Origin of the sequence: Streptomyces sp. PsTaAH-124 (genome assembly GCF_000373685.1) — a bacterium.
In the GTDB taxonomy this organism is placed as follows: Bacteria; Actinomycetota; Actinomycetes; order Streptomycetales; family Streptomycetaceae; genus Streptomyces; species Streptomyces andamanensis.
The window spans coordinates 48,064-61,999 of sequence record NZ_KB892163.1; the positions used below are offsets into that span (position 1 = coordinate 48,064).

At 71.8% G+C, this 13,936-nt stretch carries 14 protein-coding genes; 5 read left to right on the plus strand and 9 right to left on the minus strand.

Features of this window, described 5'->3' with window-relative positions:
- Positions 1-171 precede the first annotated feature (171 nt).
- Positions 172-1,509 (minus strand): MATE family efflux transporter, encoded by a 1,338-nt coding sequence (locus B086_RS0109815; protein ID WP_018566242.1) that lies wholly within the window; start codon positions 1,507-1,509, stop codon positions 172-174.
- A gap of 459 nt (positions 1,510-1,968) precedes the next feature.
- Here B086_RS0109815 and dnaB point away from each other — a divergent pair, with 459 nt between their 5' ends.
- Positions 1,969-3,447 carry a replicative DNA helicase gene (gene dnaB, locus B086_RS0109820; protein WP_026252268.1) on the plus strand — a complete coding sequence of 493 codons (1,479 nt, stop codon included), beginning with the start codon at positions 1,969-1,971 and terminating at the stop codon, positions 3,445-3,447.
- Between the two features lie 106 nt (positions 3,448-3,553).
- On the opposite strand, the gene B086_RS0109825 is transcribed toward dnaB, so the two are convergent.
- Together B086_RS0109825 and def are read right to left on the minus strand one after the other, a co-directional pair.
- A complete protein-coding gene (locus B086_RS0109825; protein ID WP_018566244.1) occupies positions 3,554-3,958 on the minus strand; it encodes a dihydrofolate reductase family protein in 405 nt (134 codons plus the stop codon).
- Positions 3,959-4,091: 133 nt separating this feature from the next.
- Positions 4,092-4,754 carry a peptide deformylase gene (gene def / locus B086_RS0109830; RefSeq protein ID WP_018566245.1) on the minus strand — a complete coding sequence of 221 codons (663 nt, stop codon included), beginning with the start codon at positions 4,752-4,754 and terminating at the stop codon, positions 4,092-4,094.
- Positions 4,755-4,837: 83 nt separating this feature from the next.
- Between def and B086_RS0109835 the strand changes: the two genes are divergently transcribed.
- Together B086_RS0109835 and B086_RS0109840 are read left to right on the plus strand one after the other, a co-directional pair.
- Entirely contained in the window at positions 4,838-5,413 is a 576-nt protein-coding gene (locus B086_RS0109835; RefSeq protein WP_018566246.1) for a helix-turn-helix domain-containing protein, read from the plus strand.
- Positions 5,414-5,493: 80 nt separating this feature from the next.
- Positions 5,494-6,879 (plus strand): serine hydrolase domain-containing protein, encoded by a 1,386-nt coding sequence (locus B086_RS0109840; RefSeq protein ID WP_018566247.1) that lies wholly within the window; start codon positions 5,494-5,496, stop codon positions 6,877-6,879.
- A 111-nt stretch (positions 6,880-6,990) separates the two neighbouring features.
- Here the strand turns inward: B086_RS0109840 and B086_RS0109845 are convergent, their stop codons facing one another.
- Both B086_RS0109845 and B086_RS0109850 read right to left on the minus strand, forming a co-directional pair.
- On the minus strand, positions 6,991-7,443 hold the full coding sequence (locus tag B086_RS0109845) for a GNAT family N-acetyltransferase (RefSeq protein WP_018566248.1): 453 nt from the start codon (positions 7,441-7,443) through the stop codon (positions 6,991-6,993).
- Between the two features lie 43 nt (positions 7,444-7,486).
- Positions 7,487-7,963 carry a MarR family winged helix-turn-helix transcriptional regulator gene (locus B086_RS0109850; protein WP_018566249.1) on the minus strand — a complete coding sequence of 159 codons (477 nt, stop codon included), beginning with the start codon at positions 7,961-7,963 and terminating at the stop codon, positions 7,487-7,489.
- A 139-nt stretch (positions 7,964-8,102) separates the two neighbouring features.
- On the opposite strand from B086_RS0109850, the gene B086_RS0109855 reads away from it, so the two are divergent.
- Positions 8,103-9,311: an MFS transporter gene (locus tag B086_RS0109855; RefSeq protein WP_018566250.1), complete on the plus strand. Its 1,209-nt coding sequence runs from the start codon at positions 8,103-8,105 to the stop codon at positions 9,309-9,311.
- Positions 9,312-9,483: 172 nt separating this feature from the next.
- Complete coding sequence (locus tag B086_RS0109860; protein WP_018566251.1) at positions 9,484-9,906, plus strand: GlcG/HbpS family heme-binding protein; 423 nt, start codon at positions 9,484-9,486, stop codon at positions 9,904-9,906.
- An 86-nt stretch (positions 9,907-9,992) separates the two neighbouring features.
- Here the strand turns inward: B086_RS0109860 and B086_RS0109865 are convergent, their stop codons facing one another.
- The 4 genes from B086_RS0109865 to B086_RS0109880 all read right to left on the minus strand — a co-directional run bounded on the left by B086_RS0109865 (position 9,993) and on the right by B086_RS0109880 (position 13,907).
- Complete coding sequence (locus B086_RS0109865) at positions 9,993-10,859, minus strand: GNAT family N-acetyltransferase (RefSeq protein WP_026252269.1); 867 nt, start codon at positions 10,857-10,859, stop codon at positions 9,993-9,995.
- A 194-nt stretch (positions 10,860-11,053) separates the two neighbouring features.
- A complete protein-coding gene (locus B086_RS0109870; RefSeq protein WP_018566253.1) occupies positions 11,054-11,536 on the minus strand; it encodes an NUDIX domain-containing protein in 483 nt (160 codons plus the stop codon).
- An 83-nt stretch (positions 11,537-11,619) separates the two neighbouring features.
- A complete protein-coding gene (locus B086_RS0109875) occupies positions 11,620-12,525 on the minus strand; it encodes a LysR family transcriptional regulator (protein WP_018566254.1) in 906 nt (301 codons plus the stop codon).
- Between the two features lie 197 nt (positions 12,526-12,722).
- Complete coding sequence (locus B086_RS0109880) at positions 12,723-13,907, minus strand: cystathionine gamma-lyase (RefSeq protein WP_018566255.1); 1,185 nt, start codon at positions 13,905-13,907, stop codon at positions 12,723-12,725.
- Between the last annotated feature and the right edge of the window lie 29 nt (positions 13,908-13,936).

A 13,936-nucleotide genomic window follows, 5' to 3' on the forward strand; every position in this document is an offset into this window, starting at 1 on the left:
GCCCCTCTTCGTGCTCGGGGCGGGCTCGCGCCACGCAGGCCGTACGGCGTGCGAGCGCGGCTCACGAGGCGGGAAGGACGTCCGTGTTTCACGGTGTGACGGTTTCACCGGTTTTCACGGTTTCACGTGAAACAGCGCGATCACCGGGGCGGTGACGGGCGGGCACCGGTCTTAGCGCGTCGCGCCCGTCACCAGCCAGCGGCCCGACCGGGTCCGTATCCACAGGGTCAGCATGCGCACGGTCATCATGAGCGCCATCGCGGCCCACAACGCGGTGAGCCCGCCGCCGAACACAGGCACCAGAAGCGCGGCGGGGGTGAACACCGCCAGGGTGAGGATCATCGCCCCGGCCAGGTACGGGCCGTCGCCCGCGCCCATCAGGACGCCGTCCAGGACGTAGACGATGCCGCAGACCGGCTGGGAGAGCGCCACCAGCAGCAGAGCGGGAAGGGCGGTGTGCTTCACCGTGGCGTCGCTGGTGAACAGGGGCAGGAACGCCGGGCGGCTCACGACCACGAGAAGTCCGAGGACGACGCCGACCACCGCGCCCCACTGCACCATGCGTCGGCAGACGTCCCGGGCGCCCGCGGTGTCACCGGCGCCCAGGAAGCGGCCGATGATGGCTTGCCCGGCGATCGCGATGGCATCGAGTGCGAAGGCGAGCAGGCTCCACAGGGACAGGATGATCTGATGGGCGGCGATGTCCGCGTCACCGAGGCGGGCCGCGACCGCCGTGGCGATCATCAGGATCGCCCGCAGGGAGAGTGTGCGCACCAGCAGGGGAACACCGGCCTGTGCGCAGGCCCTGATGCCCGCGGCGTCGGGACGCAGGGACGCGCCGTGCCTGCGGGCTCCGCGGACGACCACGACAAGATAGACCGCGGCCATGGCGCACTGGGCGATCACGGTGCCCCAGGCGGAGCCCGCGATGCCGAGGCCGGCGCCGTAGACCAGTCCGACGTTGAGGACGGCATTGGCGACGAAGCCGCCCACGGCGACGTAGAGGGGGGTCCGGGTGTCCTGGAGACCGCGGAGCACCCCGGTGGCGGCGAGCACGACGAGCATGGCGGGGATGCCCAGGGCGGAGATCCGCAGATAGGTCGTCGCGTACGGGGCGGCCGTGTGCGAGGCGCCGAAGAGGTCCACCAGCGCCGGTGCGGTGGGCAGCACCGCCACGATGACGGCGGCGCCGAGCAGCAGCGCCAGCCATACGCCGTCCATCCCCTGGCGGATCGCGGCCTGGAGGTCGCCCGCGCCGACACGGCGTGCGACCGCCGCCGTGGTGGCGTAGGCGAGGAAGACGAACACACTGACGGCGGTGGTCAGCAGGGCGGAGGCGACCCCGAGGCCGGCCAGTTGCGCCGTGCCGAGGTGGCCGACGATCGCGCTGTCGGCCAGCACGAAGAGCGGCTCGGCGACGAGTGCGCCGAAGGCCGGGACCGCCAGTGCGACGATCTCTCGGTCATGCCGGCGGCGGTCGGCCGCGGGGCGTGCGGGGGCCTGTGTCATGGGCACCAATCTAACCGTCCACAGGTAAGCGATGCAAAGCGCTTTGGACCCTTACTTTTGCTGGTGGGCTGTGCAGGTGTGCGCACTGTTCGAAGCGATCTTGGTCCGATGGGGAAAGTTTTTCTTCTGCACAGCCGGTGGACGGGAAACCACCAGGTCAGCAGTGGTCCCCGGAATGCGGCGAGGGCTTGTTCACAGCACTGTCCACCGGGTCGTGCACAGGTTTCGCCGAGTTCTCCACAGCATCGGGCCCGTCGTCCACATGGCCTGTGGATAACCAGATTGGCTGACGGTGCCCGGGGGCCTACCGTGGTCCGGCGCCTGCTCCTTTCGCCTGCTCCCGAAACGTCGTGAGACGACGCGCCGGAAGCGGAGGCGGGCTGCTCGATATGTCAGTGCCGTGCCGTAGAAATGAGGGGCACGGCGAGGTCCGCTCGGCGGACGGGAGGAGGCCGCTCGGTGAGCATTTCCGAGCCCTTGGACGACCCGTGGGCCGACAGCGGACCAGGTGATCGTCTGCCTGCCTCCCGCCGACGGCCCGAAGGCGGGCGCGGCCGCGACGAACAGCACGACCGGGGCCGGGAGAGCGGTGACTGGGAGGGCGGCGGCTCGGCCTTCGAGCGGGTCCCCCCGCAGGACCTCGACGCGGAGCAGTCCGTCCTCGGCGGCATGCTGCTGTCCAAGGACGCCATCGCGGACGTCGTCGAGATCCTCAAGGGCCACGACTTCTACAAACCCGCCCACGAGACGATCTACCAGGCCGTCCTCGACGTCTACGCCAAGGGCGAGCCCGCCGACCCGATCACCATCGCGGCCGAGCTGACCAAGCGCGGCGAGATCAACAAGGTGGGCGGCGCCTCGTATCTGCACACGCTGGTGCAGACGGTGCCCACTGCGGCGAACGCCGCCTACTACGCGGAGATCGTCCACGAGCGCGCGGTGCTGCGCCGCCTGGTCGAGGCCGGCACCCGGATCACCCAGATGGGTTATGCGGGCGACGACGACGTGGACGAGATCGTCAACCGTGCCCAGGCCGAGATCTACGCGGTCACCGAGCAGCGCACCAGCGAGGACTATCTGCCGCTGGGCGACATCATGGAGGGCGCCCTCGACGAGATCGAGGCCATCGGGTCGCGCAGCGGCGAGATGACGGGCGTGCCCACCGGGTTCACCGACTTCGACTCGCTGACGAACGGCCTGCACCCCGGCCAGATGGTCGTCATCGCCGCCCGTCCCGCGATGGGCAAGTCGACGCTCGCCCTGGACTTCGCGCGCGCCGCCTCCATCAAGCACAACCTGCCCAGCGTCATCTTCTCGCTGGAGATGGGCCGCAACGAGATCGCGATGCGACTGCTTTCCGCGGAGGCCCGCGTCGCCCTGCACCACATGCGCTCGGGCACGATGACCGACGAGGACTGGACCCGGCTGGCCCGCAGGATGCCGGACGTCTCCGCCGCCCCGCTCTACATCGACGACTCGCCCAACCTGTCGATGATGGAGATCCGGGCCAAGTGCCGCCGTCTGAAGCAGCGCAACGACCTCAAGCTGGTCGTCATCGACTACCTCCAGCTGATGCAGTCCGGCGGCTCCAAGCGCGCCGAGAGCCGTCAGCAGGAGGTCTCGGACATGTCCCGTAACCTCAAGCTGCTCGCCAAGGAGCTGGAGCTGCCCGTCATCGCCCTCTCCCAGCTCAACCGCGGTCCCGAGCAGCGCACCGACAAGAAGCCGATGGTCTCCGACCTGCGTGAGTCCGGCTCCATCGAGCAGGACGCCGACATGGTCATCCTGCTGCACCGCGAGGACGCCTACGAGAAGGAGTCCCCGCGCGCGGGCGAGGCGGACCTGATCGTCGCCAAGCACCGAAACGGCCCGACCGCGACGATCACGGTCGCCTTCCAGGGCCACTACTCCCGCTTCGTGGACATGGCCCAGACCTGAGCACGGTCCCTGTGGTGTCTCCCGGCCGAGGTCGTCACCCCACGGGCCGTGTCGCGCCGGTGTCCTGTACGGCGGCACCGTGAGACCAGCGCGCGGGTGCTGCTGCTCAGTGCCTCGTCCCGTACCTGGTCAGGACCACGCCGCCGGGGAAGGTCCGTGTCTCGACCAGGTCCAGGTTCACCCAGCTGTCCAGCGCGGCGAAGAAGGACGTACCGCCGCCTACCAGGACCGGGTGGGTGGCGATCACGTACTCGTCGATCAGCCCGGCGCGCAGGGCCGCTCCGGCGAGCGTCGCGCCGCCGATGTCCATCGGGCCGCCGTCCTCGGCCGTGAGCCGGGTGATCTCGGCGACCGCGTCCTCGGTGAACAGGCGCAGGCCACTCGCCCGCTCGTGGTCGAGCCACCACCGGAACAGCTCGTCGCTCGGCGGTCCGCTCCAGCCGATGTCGTCGCAGGCCGCAGCGATGTAGCCGTCCAGGGACAGGTTCATGCCGTAGATCGGTTTCCGCATGGCGCCGCCTTCCGTCCGTGGGTGCCCTGCCGTAGGAACCGGCGCGGCGCGGGAAACTCATCGGTGCGCGGTCCGGGCTCGTCGGCAGTGCTCGCGCTCAGGGCGCGGTGTGGTGCGCTCGGTCGTCCGGACCTCAGCCGTTCAGCGCCGCGGCCCGGGACGCCCGCTGGGCGAAGACGGCTTCGCGGCGGTCCGCCATCTGGCGCAGCGCGTCCTTGCGGTCGCGTGCGGAGAGCCGGTCCAGGTAGGTGTGACCGGCCAGGTGGTCGGTCTCGTGCTGGAGGCAGCGGGCGAAGTAGCCCGTGCCCTCGATGAGGAGCGGGGCGCCCTGCTGGTCGAAGCCGCGCACTACGGCGCGGTCGGTGCGGGGCACGGTCATGTTCGCCCCGGGTACGGACAGACAGCCCTCGACGTCGTCGAGGAGCCGCCGGCCGCTCGGCTCGGGCAGTTCCAGGACCGGGTTGACCAGGTGGCCGACATGCCGGATCCCGTCGTCGTCCGGGCAGTCGTACACGAAGAGCCGCAGGCCGACGCCGACCTGGTTGGCGGCGAGACCGGCCCCGTCGGCCAGGTACATGGTCAGGAACATGTCGTCGATCAGCGCCGCCAGCTCCGCGGTCCCGAACGCGGTCACCTCCTGGCACGGACGGCTCAGCACCTCCTCGCCCACCACCGTGATCCGGCGGAACGAGCCGTGCTCCGCCCGCGCGGCCCGGTCCGGAAAGGTGTCGACGGGACGGCCCTGGACGCGGATCCGCCGGTCGGCGGGGCGGGAACGCTCGGTTCGCTCGGTCACGGCGTCTCTCCTCGGCTCCTCGGCTCTTCGACTTGCGGCTCTTCGGCTTGCGCTGGGCTTTGCAAAGTAGCAGACTTTGCAAAGTGACTGAGGACCGCGACATCCCGCGCGACCGTACGGGTGACACCGACGGCGGACTGCGCGAGCACGAGGTCCGCACCGCGCTGCTGGACCTGCTCGCGGAGGTCGGCACCGTCACCGCCACCGAAGCCGCTTCCCGGCTGGGCTACAGCTCCGGCCTGTGCTCCTTCCATCTGCGGCAGCTCGCCCGGCACGGCCGCATCGAGGAGGCGCCGCACCGCGGAGGACGTGCCCGGCCCTGGCGCCTGGCGCGGCACAGTCCCACCGCCGACCAGCCGGCCGAGGACGCGTTCGGTGATCTGGCCAGAGGGCTGGAGGACGAGAGCTGGCAGCGCTGGCTGACCCAGCGGGACGGTGCCCCTCCCGAGTGGCGCCACGACGCGGCCTTCAGCGCGGTCGCCTACCTGACGCCCGAGGAGATGAACCGCGTCGCGGAAGCGGTCCGGCAGGCCCTCGCGCCTTACCGGGACCGTGAACAACGGCCGCTGGCCCGCCCGGAGGGCGCCCGGCCGGTGGCACTCATCACGCGGCTGTTCCCCCTGCTGCCCCACGCGCCGGAGACCACGGACCGCGACTGACGAGGCGTCCGGCCGCACGGTGAGGCGCGGCCCGGCGAAATGGGCTCGACGCGCACCGCCGTCCCGGATGGACTGGGGGCATGACGACACCTCAGGATGAACTGCTGCCCGGCACCCGCCGCGCCCTGACGCACCGGATCGCCGTCGCCCAGGCCGAAGGGCGGGCGCCCTCGCTCGTCGCGTCCGTCGTGCGGGACGGCAGGACGGTCTGGCACGGCGCGCGGACGTCGGTGGACGGACACGCACCGGACGAGAACACCCAGTACCGCATCGGCTCCGTCACCAAGACCTTCACCGCCGTGCTCGTCCTGCGGCTGCGCGACGAGGGTCTGCTCGACCTCGGCGACCCGCTGGAGAAGCATCTGCCGGGCACCGGCGCGGGCGACGCGACCATCGTCGACCTGCTGGCCCACACCGGCGGCCTGGCTGCCGAGTCGCCCGCCCCCTGGTGGGAGCGGACACCGGGGACGCTGCGCCCCGAACTGTCCGACGTTCTGGGGGAGGAGCCGCTGCGGCACCCGGTCGGCCGACGGTTCCACTACTCCAACCCCGGCTACGCCCTGCTGGGCGCGCTGGTCGAGAAGGTGCGTGGGGCCGCGTGGGAGGACGTCCTCCGGCGTGAGCTGCTCGATCCGCTGGGGCTGAACGCGACGGGAGTGCGGCCCAGGACGCCGCACGCGGGCGGCTGGGCCGTGCACCCGTGGGCCGATGTGATGCTCCCCGAGCCCGTGGAGGACCTCGGGCGGATGGCTCCGGCCGGGCAACTCTGGTCCACGACGGGGGACCTCGGCCGGTTCGCCTCCTTCCTCGCCCGGGGCGACGAACGGGTGCTCGGCCTCCGGTCGCTCCAGGAGATGCGCACCCCCGCGGCCCCGGGCGCGGCGGCGGATGTGGTGACGGGGTACGCGTACGGACTGGGAATGGAGCTGCGGCGCTCCGGCGAACGGCTCCTCGTGGGGCACTCGGGGTCGCTGCCCGGCTTCCTCGCCTCGCTCACCCTCGCCGTGGACGACGACGTGGCCGCCGTGGTGCTGGCCAACTGCACCTCCGGTGTCCCGACGGCCACGGTGGGAGCCGAGCTGGTCCGGATCGTGGCCGATGCCGAACCGCGCATCCCGGAGCCCTGGCGGCCGTCGCGGGACGTCGATCCGGCGGTGCTGGAGCTGGCGGGACAGTGGTACTGGGGGACCCATGGCTTCGGTCTGCGGCTGACCGGCGACGGACTCCTCTCGCTGGAGCCGCTCGCAGGCCCCGGGCGCCGGTCACGGTTCCGGGCGAACGGTGACGGCACCTGGACGGGTCTGGAGGGGTACTACGCCGGTGAGCCGCTGCGGGTGGTGAGGCGACCGGACGGATCCGTGGACCACCTCGATCTCGGCTCGTTCGTGTTCACCCGTCAGCCGTACGACAGCGGTTCCGCCGTGCCCGGCGGCGTGGACCCGCAGGGGTGGCGGGGCATCGGCTAGCCGAGGAGGAGCTGAACGGTGGCCGTTTCACGTGAAACAGCCACCCTCGGCCGGTGTCGGTGGGCCGGGCGCGAGGGTGGCCGGGGCGCTCCTCCATCGGCCCCGCGGCGGTCACAGGGGCAGCTTGTAGCCCACGTGCGAGGCCTCGAAGCCCAGCCGTTCGTAGAAGCGATGCGCGTCGGTGCGGCTCCGGTCGGTCGTCAGCTGCACCAGGGCGCAGCCCTCGCGCCGTGACGTGCCGACCGCCCACTCGATGAGCTGGGTGCCCAGGCCGCTGCCGCGTTCCTCGGCGTGGATACGGACCCCCTCGATGGTCGACCGGGTGGCTCCGCGCCGGGACAGCCCGGGGACGATCGTGAGCTGGAGGGTGCCGATGACGCGGCCCTGCCGCACGGCGACCACCAGATGCTGGTTCGGATCGGCACGGAGCCGCTCCAGGGCGGCCAGGTACGGCGCGAGGTCGTCGGGGGACTCGCGCAGCGCGCCCAGCGGATCGTCCGCGAGCAGGGCGACGATGGCGGGGACGTCCTCGGCGGCGGCGGCGCGTATCTCAAGATCTCCCATGCCCCGCAGCCTAGGCGGAGACGGTGAACGCGGGGCGCCGGGGCTACACGGGCGCCGGAGCCGGGGCGGGGGCGTGCAGCGACTCCACGACGCGCACCAGAGGGGCCAGTTCCGGCTTCTGCGCGGCCTCGTCGAGTGCCTCCCGCAGCGCGGTGTCGTTCGTCGGCCGGGCCTCCTCCAGGAGCTGGAGGCCCGCCGGGGTGACGTTGGTGTAGATGCCGCGGCGGTCGGTCGGGCACAGGTACCGCTCCAGGAGGCCGCGGTCCTCCAGCCGTGTGACGAGCCGGGTGGTGGCGCTCTGGCTCAGGACGACCGCGTCGGCGACCTGCTTCATCTGTAGATGACCGCCCTCGCCGTCGTGCTGTCGGCTGAGCACGTCGAGCAGGGAGTACTCGCGCACGCTCAGCTCGTGTCCCGTCTGGAGGGCGCGCTCGATGTGCGTCTCGATCCTGCCGTGCAGCAGAGAGAGGGCGCACCAGCCCTGGGCGAGCGCGGTGAGCGCCGGATCCGTCGCTGTCATGGGCGTTCCTCCATCCCGGGGTGGCTGCTTCCAGGATAGAGCAGCCGCGCAATTGTCATCGCTTGCGTTTAACCCGCGTCTGCAACTATTGTCAGAGAAAGTAAAGCGCTCCTGCAATCTTCTGGGAAGGTTTCTCCCCATGCCTCTCGCGCTTCTGGCCCTCGCGATCGGGGCCTTCGGGATCGGCACGACCGAGTTCGTGATCATGGGCCTGCTGCCCGAGGTCGCGGGCGACTTCGGGGTCTCCATCCCCACCGCGGGCCTCCTCGTGACCGGCTACGCACTCGGCGTCATGCTCGGCGCCCCCCTGATGACCGTTCTGGGCACCAAGATCTCCCGCAAGCGGATGCTGATGCTCCTGATGGGCCTCTTCATCGCCGGGAACCTGCTCTCGGCACTGGCCCCCTCCTTCTCCGTCATGCTGATCGGCCGGGTCGTCGCCTCGCTGGCCCACGGCGCCTTCTTCGGCATCGGTTCGGTGGTCGCGGCAGAGCTGGTCGCTCCAGGCAAGCGCGCCGGTGCCATCGCGATGATGTTCACCGGTCTCACGGTCGCCAACGTCGTCGGCGTGCCCCTGGGAACCCTGGTCGGGCAGTCCGCCGGCTGGCGCGTCACCTTCGCCGCGGTCGCCGCCCTCGGCGGCGTCGGCCTGGCGGGCATCGCCCGGCTCGTCCCCGACCTGCCCCGGCCCGAGGGCGTCCGCCTGCGCCACGAACTCGCCGCCTTCAAGAACGCCCAGGTGCTGCTGGCCATGGCGATGACCGTGCTCGGCTTCGGCGGTGTCTTCGCGGCCATCACCTACATCGCGCCGATGATGACCCGTGTCGCCGGCTTCTCGGACGGCTCCGTCACCTGGCTGCTCGTCCTCTTCGGCCTCGGCATGGTCGGGGGAAACCTCGTCGGCGGCCGGTTCGCCGACCGCGCCCTGATGCCCCTGCTGTACGTCTCCCTGGGCGCCCTCGCCCTGGTCCTGGCGCTCTTCACCGTCACCGCGCACAACAAGATCGCGGCGGCCGTGACCGTCGTCCTCATCGGCGCCCTCGGCTTCGCGACCGTACCGCCGCTTCAGAAGCGCGTCCTCGACCAGGCCCACGGCGCCCCGACGCTGGCCTCGGCCGTGAACATCGGCGCCTTCAACCTCGGCAACGCCCTGTCCGCGTGGATCGGCGGGCTGGTCATCGCCGCCGGGTTCGGCTACACCGCGCCCAACTGGGTCGGTGCCGCACTCGCGGCGGGCGCCCTGGTGCTCGCCGTCGTCTCCGCCGCGCTGGAACGCCGGGACAGCGTCTCCGGCACGGTCGCCACCGGGTCGGTACCGGCGGAGCACCCGGCTCCCGTCCCCCACTGACCCGGGACGACCGGGTACCGCGGAGCCGAAGCCTCACCGCGCCGACCAGATCACGGCCCTCCCCATCCGTCCGTGACCCCTCACGGCACCGTCCGTCCCTGGTACTCCCGGGGCAGCACCGTCCGCCCACGGCACTCCCGCCCAGGGCACCACCCACGAGGAGAACCCTCCGATGAGCACCATCCACGCCGTCGCCCCGCTGACCGTCCAGGACGCCGAGACCCTGGTCACCGCGGCCTACCGCGCCGCCGAGGCGGCCGGTGTCGCCGTCAGTGTCACCGTGCTGGACGCGGGCGGTCATCTGCTCGCCTTCCGCCGTGACGACCGGGCCGTCCTGATCTCCGGGGAGACCAGCACCCGCAAGGCGTACACAGCCCTTCAGCTGGACTCCGCCACGGCCGAACTCGTCGACGCCGTGCAGCCGGGCGGCCTCTTCCACACGCTGCCCACGGCGCTGGACCGGCCGCTGCTGTTCATCGCGGGTGGCGTGCCCGTACACCGGGACGGCCGCCTGATCGGAGCGATCGGGGTCGGCGGCGGAGCGCCGGAGCAGGATCACGGCTTCGCCGTCGCCGCGCTGGAGCAGCTCGCCTGACACCGGCCGCAGAGGAGGTGAGCGCCGGCCTCTGTCCCGCTCGGGGACGGAGGCCGACGCTCAGGCGTCTGGGGAGACCGGGCGGCTCAGCCCGCCGCCACGGTCAGCGGAGCGAACCGGCGCGCCGCGTCCCCGGGCAGCTCGGGGATCCCGTACGTCATGACGGAGTTGAAGGCGACGGAGGCCAGCCCGCGCTGTGCGGCCCACTCCCGCAGCTCTTCGTGGCGCACGTCGATGTCGGTGCGCAGAGGGCGGTCGGTGTGGGCGGCGACAGAAGCGATGAGGGCCTTCGCGGTCTCGGTGTCCCGGGCGATCAGCGGGCCCACCACGTGTGTGTCCATGTTCGGCCAGGCGGCGGCGTAGCCGATCAGACGGCCGTTCTCCTCGGCCACCCGGAACTGGTCGGCGAACGCGGGCAGCCGGGTGATGACCGGGGTCCGGTCGGCGCCGAACACCTCCTCGTCCAGCCGCAGGATCGCGACGAGGTCCTCGGCGGACGCCGGACGGGTGACGGGGCCTTCCGGCCGGGGCTCCGGTGAGAACCGTCCGCGCACCATCTCGGAGCGGCCGATGACCTTGAAGCCGAGCTCTTCGTACAGCGGGCGGCCGTTCGGAGTGGCGTAGAGGGTCAGCGGTGTGGTGCCCGCCGCGGTGATGATGTGCCGCATCAACCGGCGGCCGATACCGCGGCGCGCATGACGCTCGGCGACCAGGACCATGCCGACGGCGGCGAGGTCCGGTCCGTCCTGCGGCCCGTACCCGGTGACGACGCAGGCCGCCACCAGTCCCCCGTCGGGGTCGTCGATGCCGTACCCCTTCCCGGCGGAGAGGAGGAGGCCCCATTTGTGTTCCTCCCGTGGCCAGCCCCGGTTCTCGGACAGGTCGGCGCAGGCGGTGAGGTCACGGCGCGTCAGAGGACGAATGGGCCACGCGGCGGGGGAAGGAGTCGACACGCAGGTCAGGCTGTCCGATGGATGTCGTCGGCGTCCACTTGTTTCGGGAGAGACGTACGTGCTTTTGGCCACGTCACGGGCCGGGTGCGGGTGTGGGGGACGACTCGGGGGCCGACGCGGGCCGGGCCCGGATCGGGGCTGTTGGGGTGTTTCACGTGAAACGTGACCGTGCGGTGCGGCCGCGGTTCTCGTGATCAGCCCAGATCCGGGGTGTGCAGGGCGCGGACGCCCTCGATGTTCCCGTCGAGGTAGTGCCTCAGCGACAGGGGGACCATGTGGACCGAGGCGATGCCGACCCGGGTGAACGGCACCCGTACGATCTCGTACTCGCCGGCGGGCTCGTCCACCTCCGGACCGTGCCGCAGGGAGGGATCCATCGACTCCAGACGGCACACGAAGAAGTACTGCACCTTCACTCCGGTCGCGCCGCCGTCCGCACCGATGTGCTCCACGGTGTCCACGAAGCAGGGGACCACATCGACGATCTTGGCGCCCAGCTCCTCATGGACCTCGCGGTGCAGGGCTTCGACGACGGTCGTGTCGTCCGGTTCGACCCCGCCGCCGGGGGTGACCCAGTAGGGATCGACACCTGGTTTGGTGCGCTTGATCAGGATCAGGTCGTCACCGTCGAGGAGAACGGCTCTGGCGGTGCGCTTGACCACGGGTCGGACGGTCATGGGAGAAATGTGGCCCCGCTGGTTCCACGTGAAACATCGCGGGACGTCATCGCCGCTGTTGTGCCGCGATGCCCCTGATGTCCTCAGCACCAGTCGGCGGCCGCGCGCAGCAGCCAGTCATGGGCCCGCGCGATGTGCGGCATGGCCATGGTGCCGGTCCGAATCACCAGGAAGTACGTCCGCAGCGGCGGCACCGCCGGCTCGTGCAGTGCCACCACGTCCCCGCGCTCCAGGGCTGCGGCGCACAGATAGCGGGGCAGCACCGCGAGCCCCGCACCCGCCACCGCGCAGGCGAGCACCGCACGCAGGTCGGCGACGATCACCGTGCCGGATCCGGTCGGCGGGGTGTCGAACACCGAGGCCCAGTAGCGGGAGACGAACGGCAGCGACTCATGGACCTCGATCACCGGAACGTCCTCCGGGGCGGGCGCCTTCCTGCCCGCGCGCCGGGCGGAGCCGTTGCCGTGGGCCCAGCGCGGAGCGGCGACCAGGACATGCTCCTCGTCGCACAGCGCCGTCGCCGTGAGCAGGGTGCCGCGCGGCTGGGCCGTGCTGATGACCAGGTCGTGATGGCCGGCGGACAACCCCTCCAGGGCTTCCTCGGCGGTTCCGAACGAGGCGCGCAGCGCGAAGCCCTGGCCGTCGTACCCGGTCAGCTCGCTCAGCGCGGGCAGGGCCCGCTCGGCGGTGAACTCCGGGGGCCCGGCCAGATGCAGCGTGCGCAAGGAGGACTCGTCGTCGAGGCCCGCCTCGGCGATCTCCACCAGCGCGTCCAGATGCGGAGCGGCCTTGTGGGCGAGTTCCTCCCCGATGGACGTCGGTGTCACGCCTCGGGCCTGGCGCAGGAACAGGGGCCGCCCCAGCTGCCGCTCCAGCGTGCGGATCTGGGAGGTGACGGCCGGCTGGGAGAGGCCGAGCAGCGCTGCCGCCCGGGTGAAGGAGCCGGCCCGGTGCACGGTCACAAAGGTGCGCAGCAACGCCAGGTCCACGGAACGCCCTCCCCTCTCGGTGCCCCCGTCCAGCCCCCGGCCGCCCCACTATAAATATGTCGATAGGCCCCTGTCGCTACGGTGATTGGACACTGACTCAGAGTCAACTAGCCTTGTTCGGGCGGTTCTTCGCGCGCGGAACCGAGGGCGGTCCGAGCCACGAGGGGGGAGGTTCGGACCGCCCGCCGCACCTGCCGTCAGTGCGCCGACGCGTCCAGCGCCCGCAGGACGTCCGCCACCAGGTCCGCCGGGTCCTCCGCGCCGACGGACAGCCGGATGAAGCCCTCGGGCACCGCGTCACCGCCCCAGCGCCCGCGCCGCTCGGCCGTGGAGCGCACCCCGCCGAAGCTCGTCGCGTCGTCCACGAGCCGCAGCGCGTCGAGGAACCGTTCGGCACGCGCGCGCGTGGGCAGCACGAAGGAGACCACACAGCCGAAGCGCCGCATCTGCCGCGAGGCGACCGCGTGGGCGGGGTCGTCGGGCAGCCCCGGGTAACGCAGTCCCGTCACCTCGGGGCGCCCGCGCAGCGCTTCGGCGACGGCCAGCGCGGAGGTGTTCTGCCGGGCGACGCGCAGTTGCAGGGTCGCGATCGAGCGGTGCGCGAGCCACGCCTCCATCGGGCCGGGGATGGCTCCGACGATCTTCCGCCAGCGGCGGACGGCGGCCATGGCCGGCCGGTCGCGGCCGGTGACATAGCCCAGCAGGATGTCGCCGTGCCCGGTGAGCTGCTTGGTGCCACTGGCCACGGAGAAGTCGGCGCCCAGGTCCAGGGGCCGCTGCCCCAGCGGGGTGGCGAGGGTGTTGTCCACGGCGACCAGGGCGCCCCGCGCGTGCGCCGCCTCGGCCAGGCGCCGGATGTCGCACACGTCGAGCCCGGGGTTCGAGGGGGACTCGATCCACAGCAGCCGCGCGCCGTCCAGCACCTCCAACTGGGCGTCCCCGCCGGTCGGCGCGGTGCGCACCTCGATGCCGTACGCCTCCAGTTGGTCGCGCACCAGGGGCAGTGCCTGGTAGCCGTCGTCGGGCAGGACCACCGCGTCGCCCGCGCTCAGCTGGGAGAAGAGCACCGAGGAGACGGCCGCCATGCCGGAGGCGAACACGAGGGTCTCGACACCGTCCGCGCCCTGCGCGCCGGGCGCCTCCAGCTCGCCGATGGCGCGTTCGAGCAGGGTCCAGGTCGGGTTCTCGTCGCGGCCGTAGGTGTACGGCCCCGTCGGGTCGCCGGGGAGGTGGAAGTGGGCGGCGAAGACCGGTCCGGGGAGCGTGGGCTCGTGCTTGACCGGTTCGGGGAGCCCGGCCCGGACGGCGCGCGTGCCGTCACCGACGGGCGTACGGGCGACCCCGTCCCCGCCGTTTCCGCCACCCGCAGCGGAATCGTTCATGCCGTCCGTCCCTTCACATGTCACATGCT

Coding starts and splice junctions, on each gene's coding strand:
- B086_RS0109860 (WP_018566251.1), top strand. CDS start 9,484: ATGAGCACCATCCACGCCGTCGCCCCGCTGACCGTCCAGGACGCCGAG.
- B086_RS0109855 (WP_018566250.1), top strand. CDS start 8,103: ATGCCTCTCGCGCTTCTGGCCCTCGCGATCGGGGCCTTCGGGATCGGC.
- B086_RS0109825 (WP_018566244.1), bottom strand. CDS start 3,958: ATGCGGAAACCGATCTACGGCATGAACCTGTCCCTGGACGGCTACATC.
- B086_RS0109845 (WP_018566248.1), bottom strand. CDS start 7,443: ATGGGAGATCTTGAGATACGCGCCGCCGCCGCCGAGGACGTCCCCGCC.
- B086_RS0109815 (WP_018566242.1), bottom strand. CDS start 1,509: ATGACACAGGCCCCCGCACGCCCCGCGGCCGACCGCCGCCGGCATGAC.
- B086_RS0109870 (WP_018566253.1), bottom strand. CDS start 11,536: ATGACCGTCCGACCCGTGGTCAAGCGCACCGCCAGAGCCGTTCTCCTC.
- B086_RS0109850 (WP_018566249.1), bottom strand. CDS start 7,963: ATGACAGCGACGGATCCGGCGCTCACCGCGCTCGCCCAGGGCTGGTGC.
- B086_RS0109880 (WP_018566255.1), bottom strand. CDS start 13,907: ATGAACGATTCCGCTGCGGGTGGCGGAAACGGCGGGGACGGGGTCGCC.
- B086_RS0109840 (WP_018566247.1), top strand. CDS start 5,494: ATGACGACACCTCAGGATGAACTGCTGCCCGGCACCCGCCGCGCCCTG.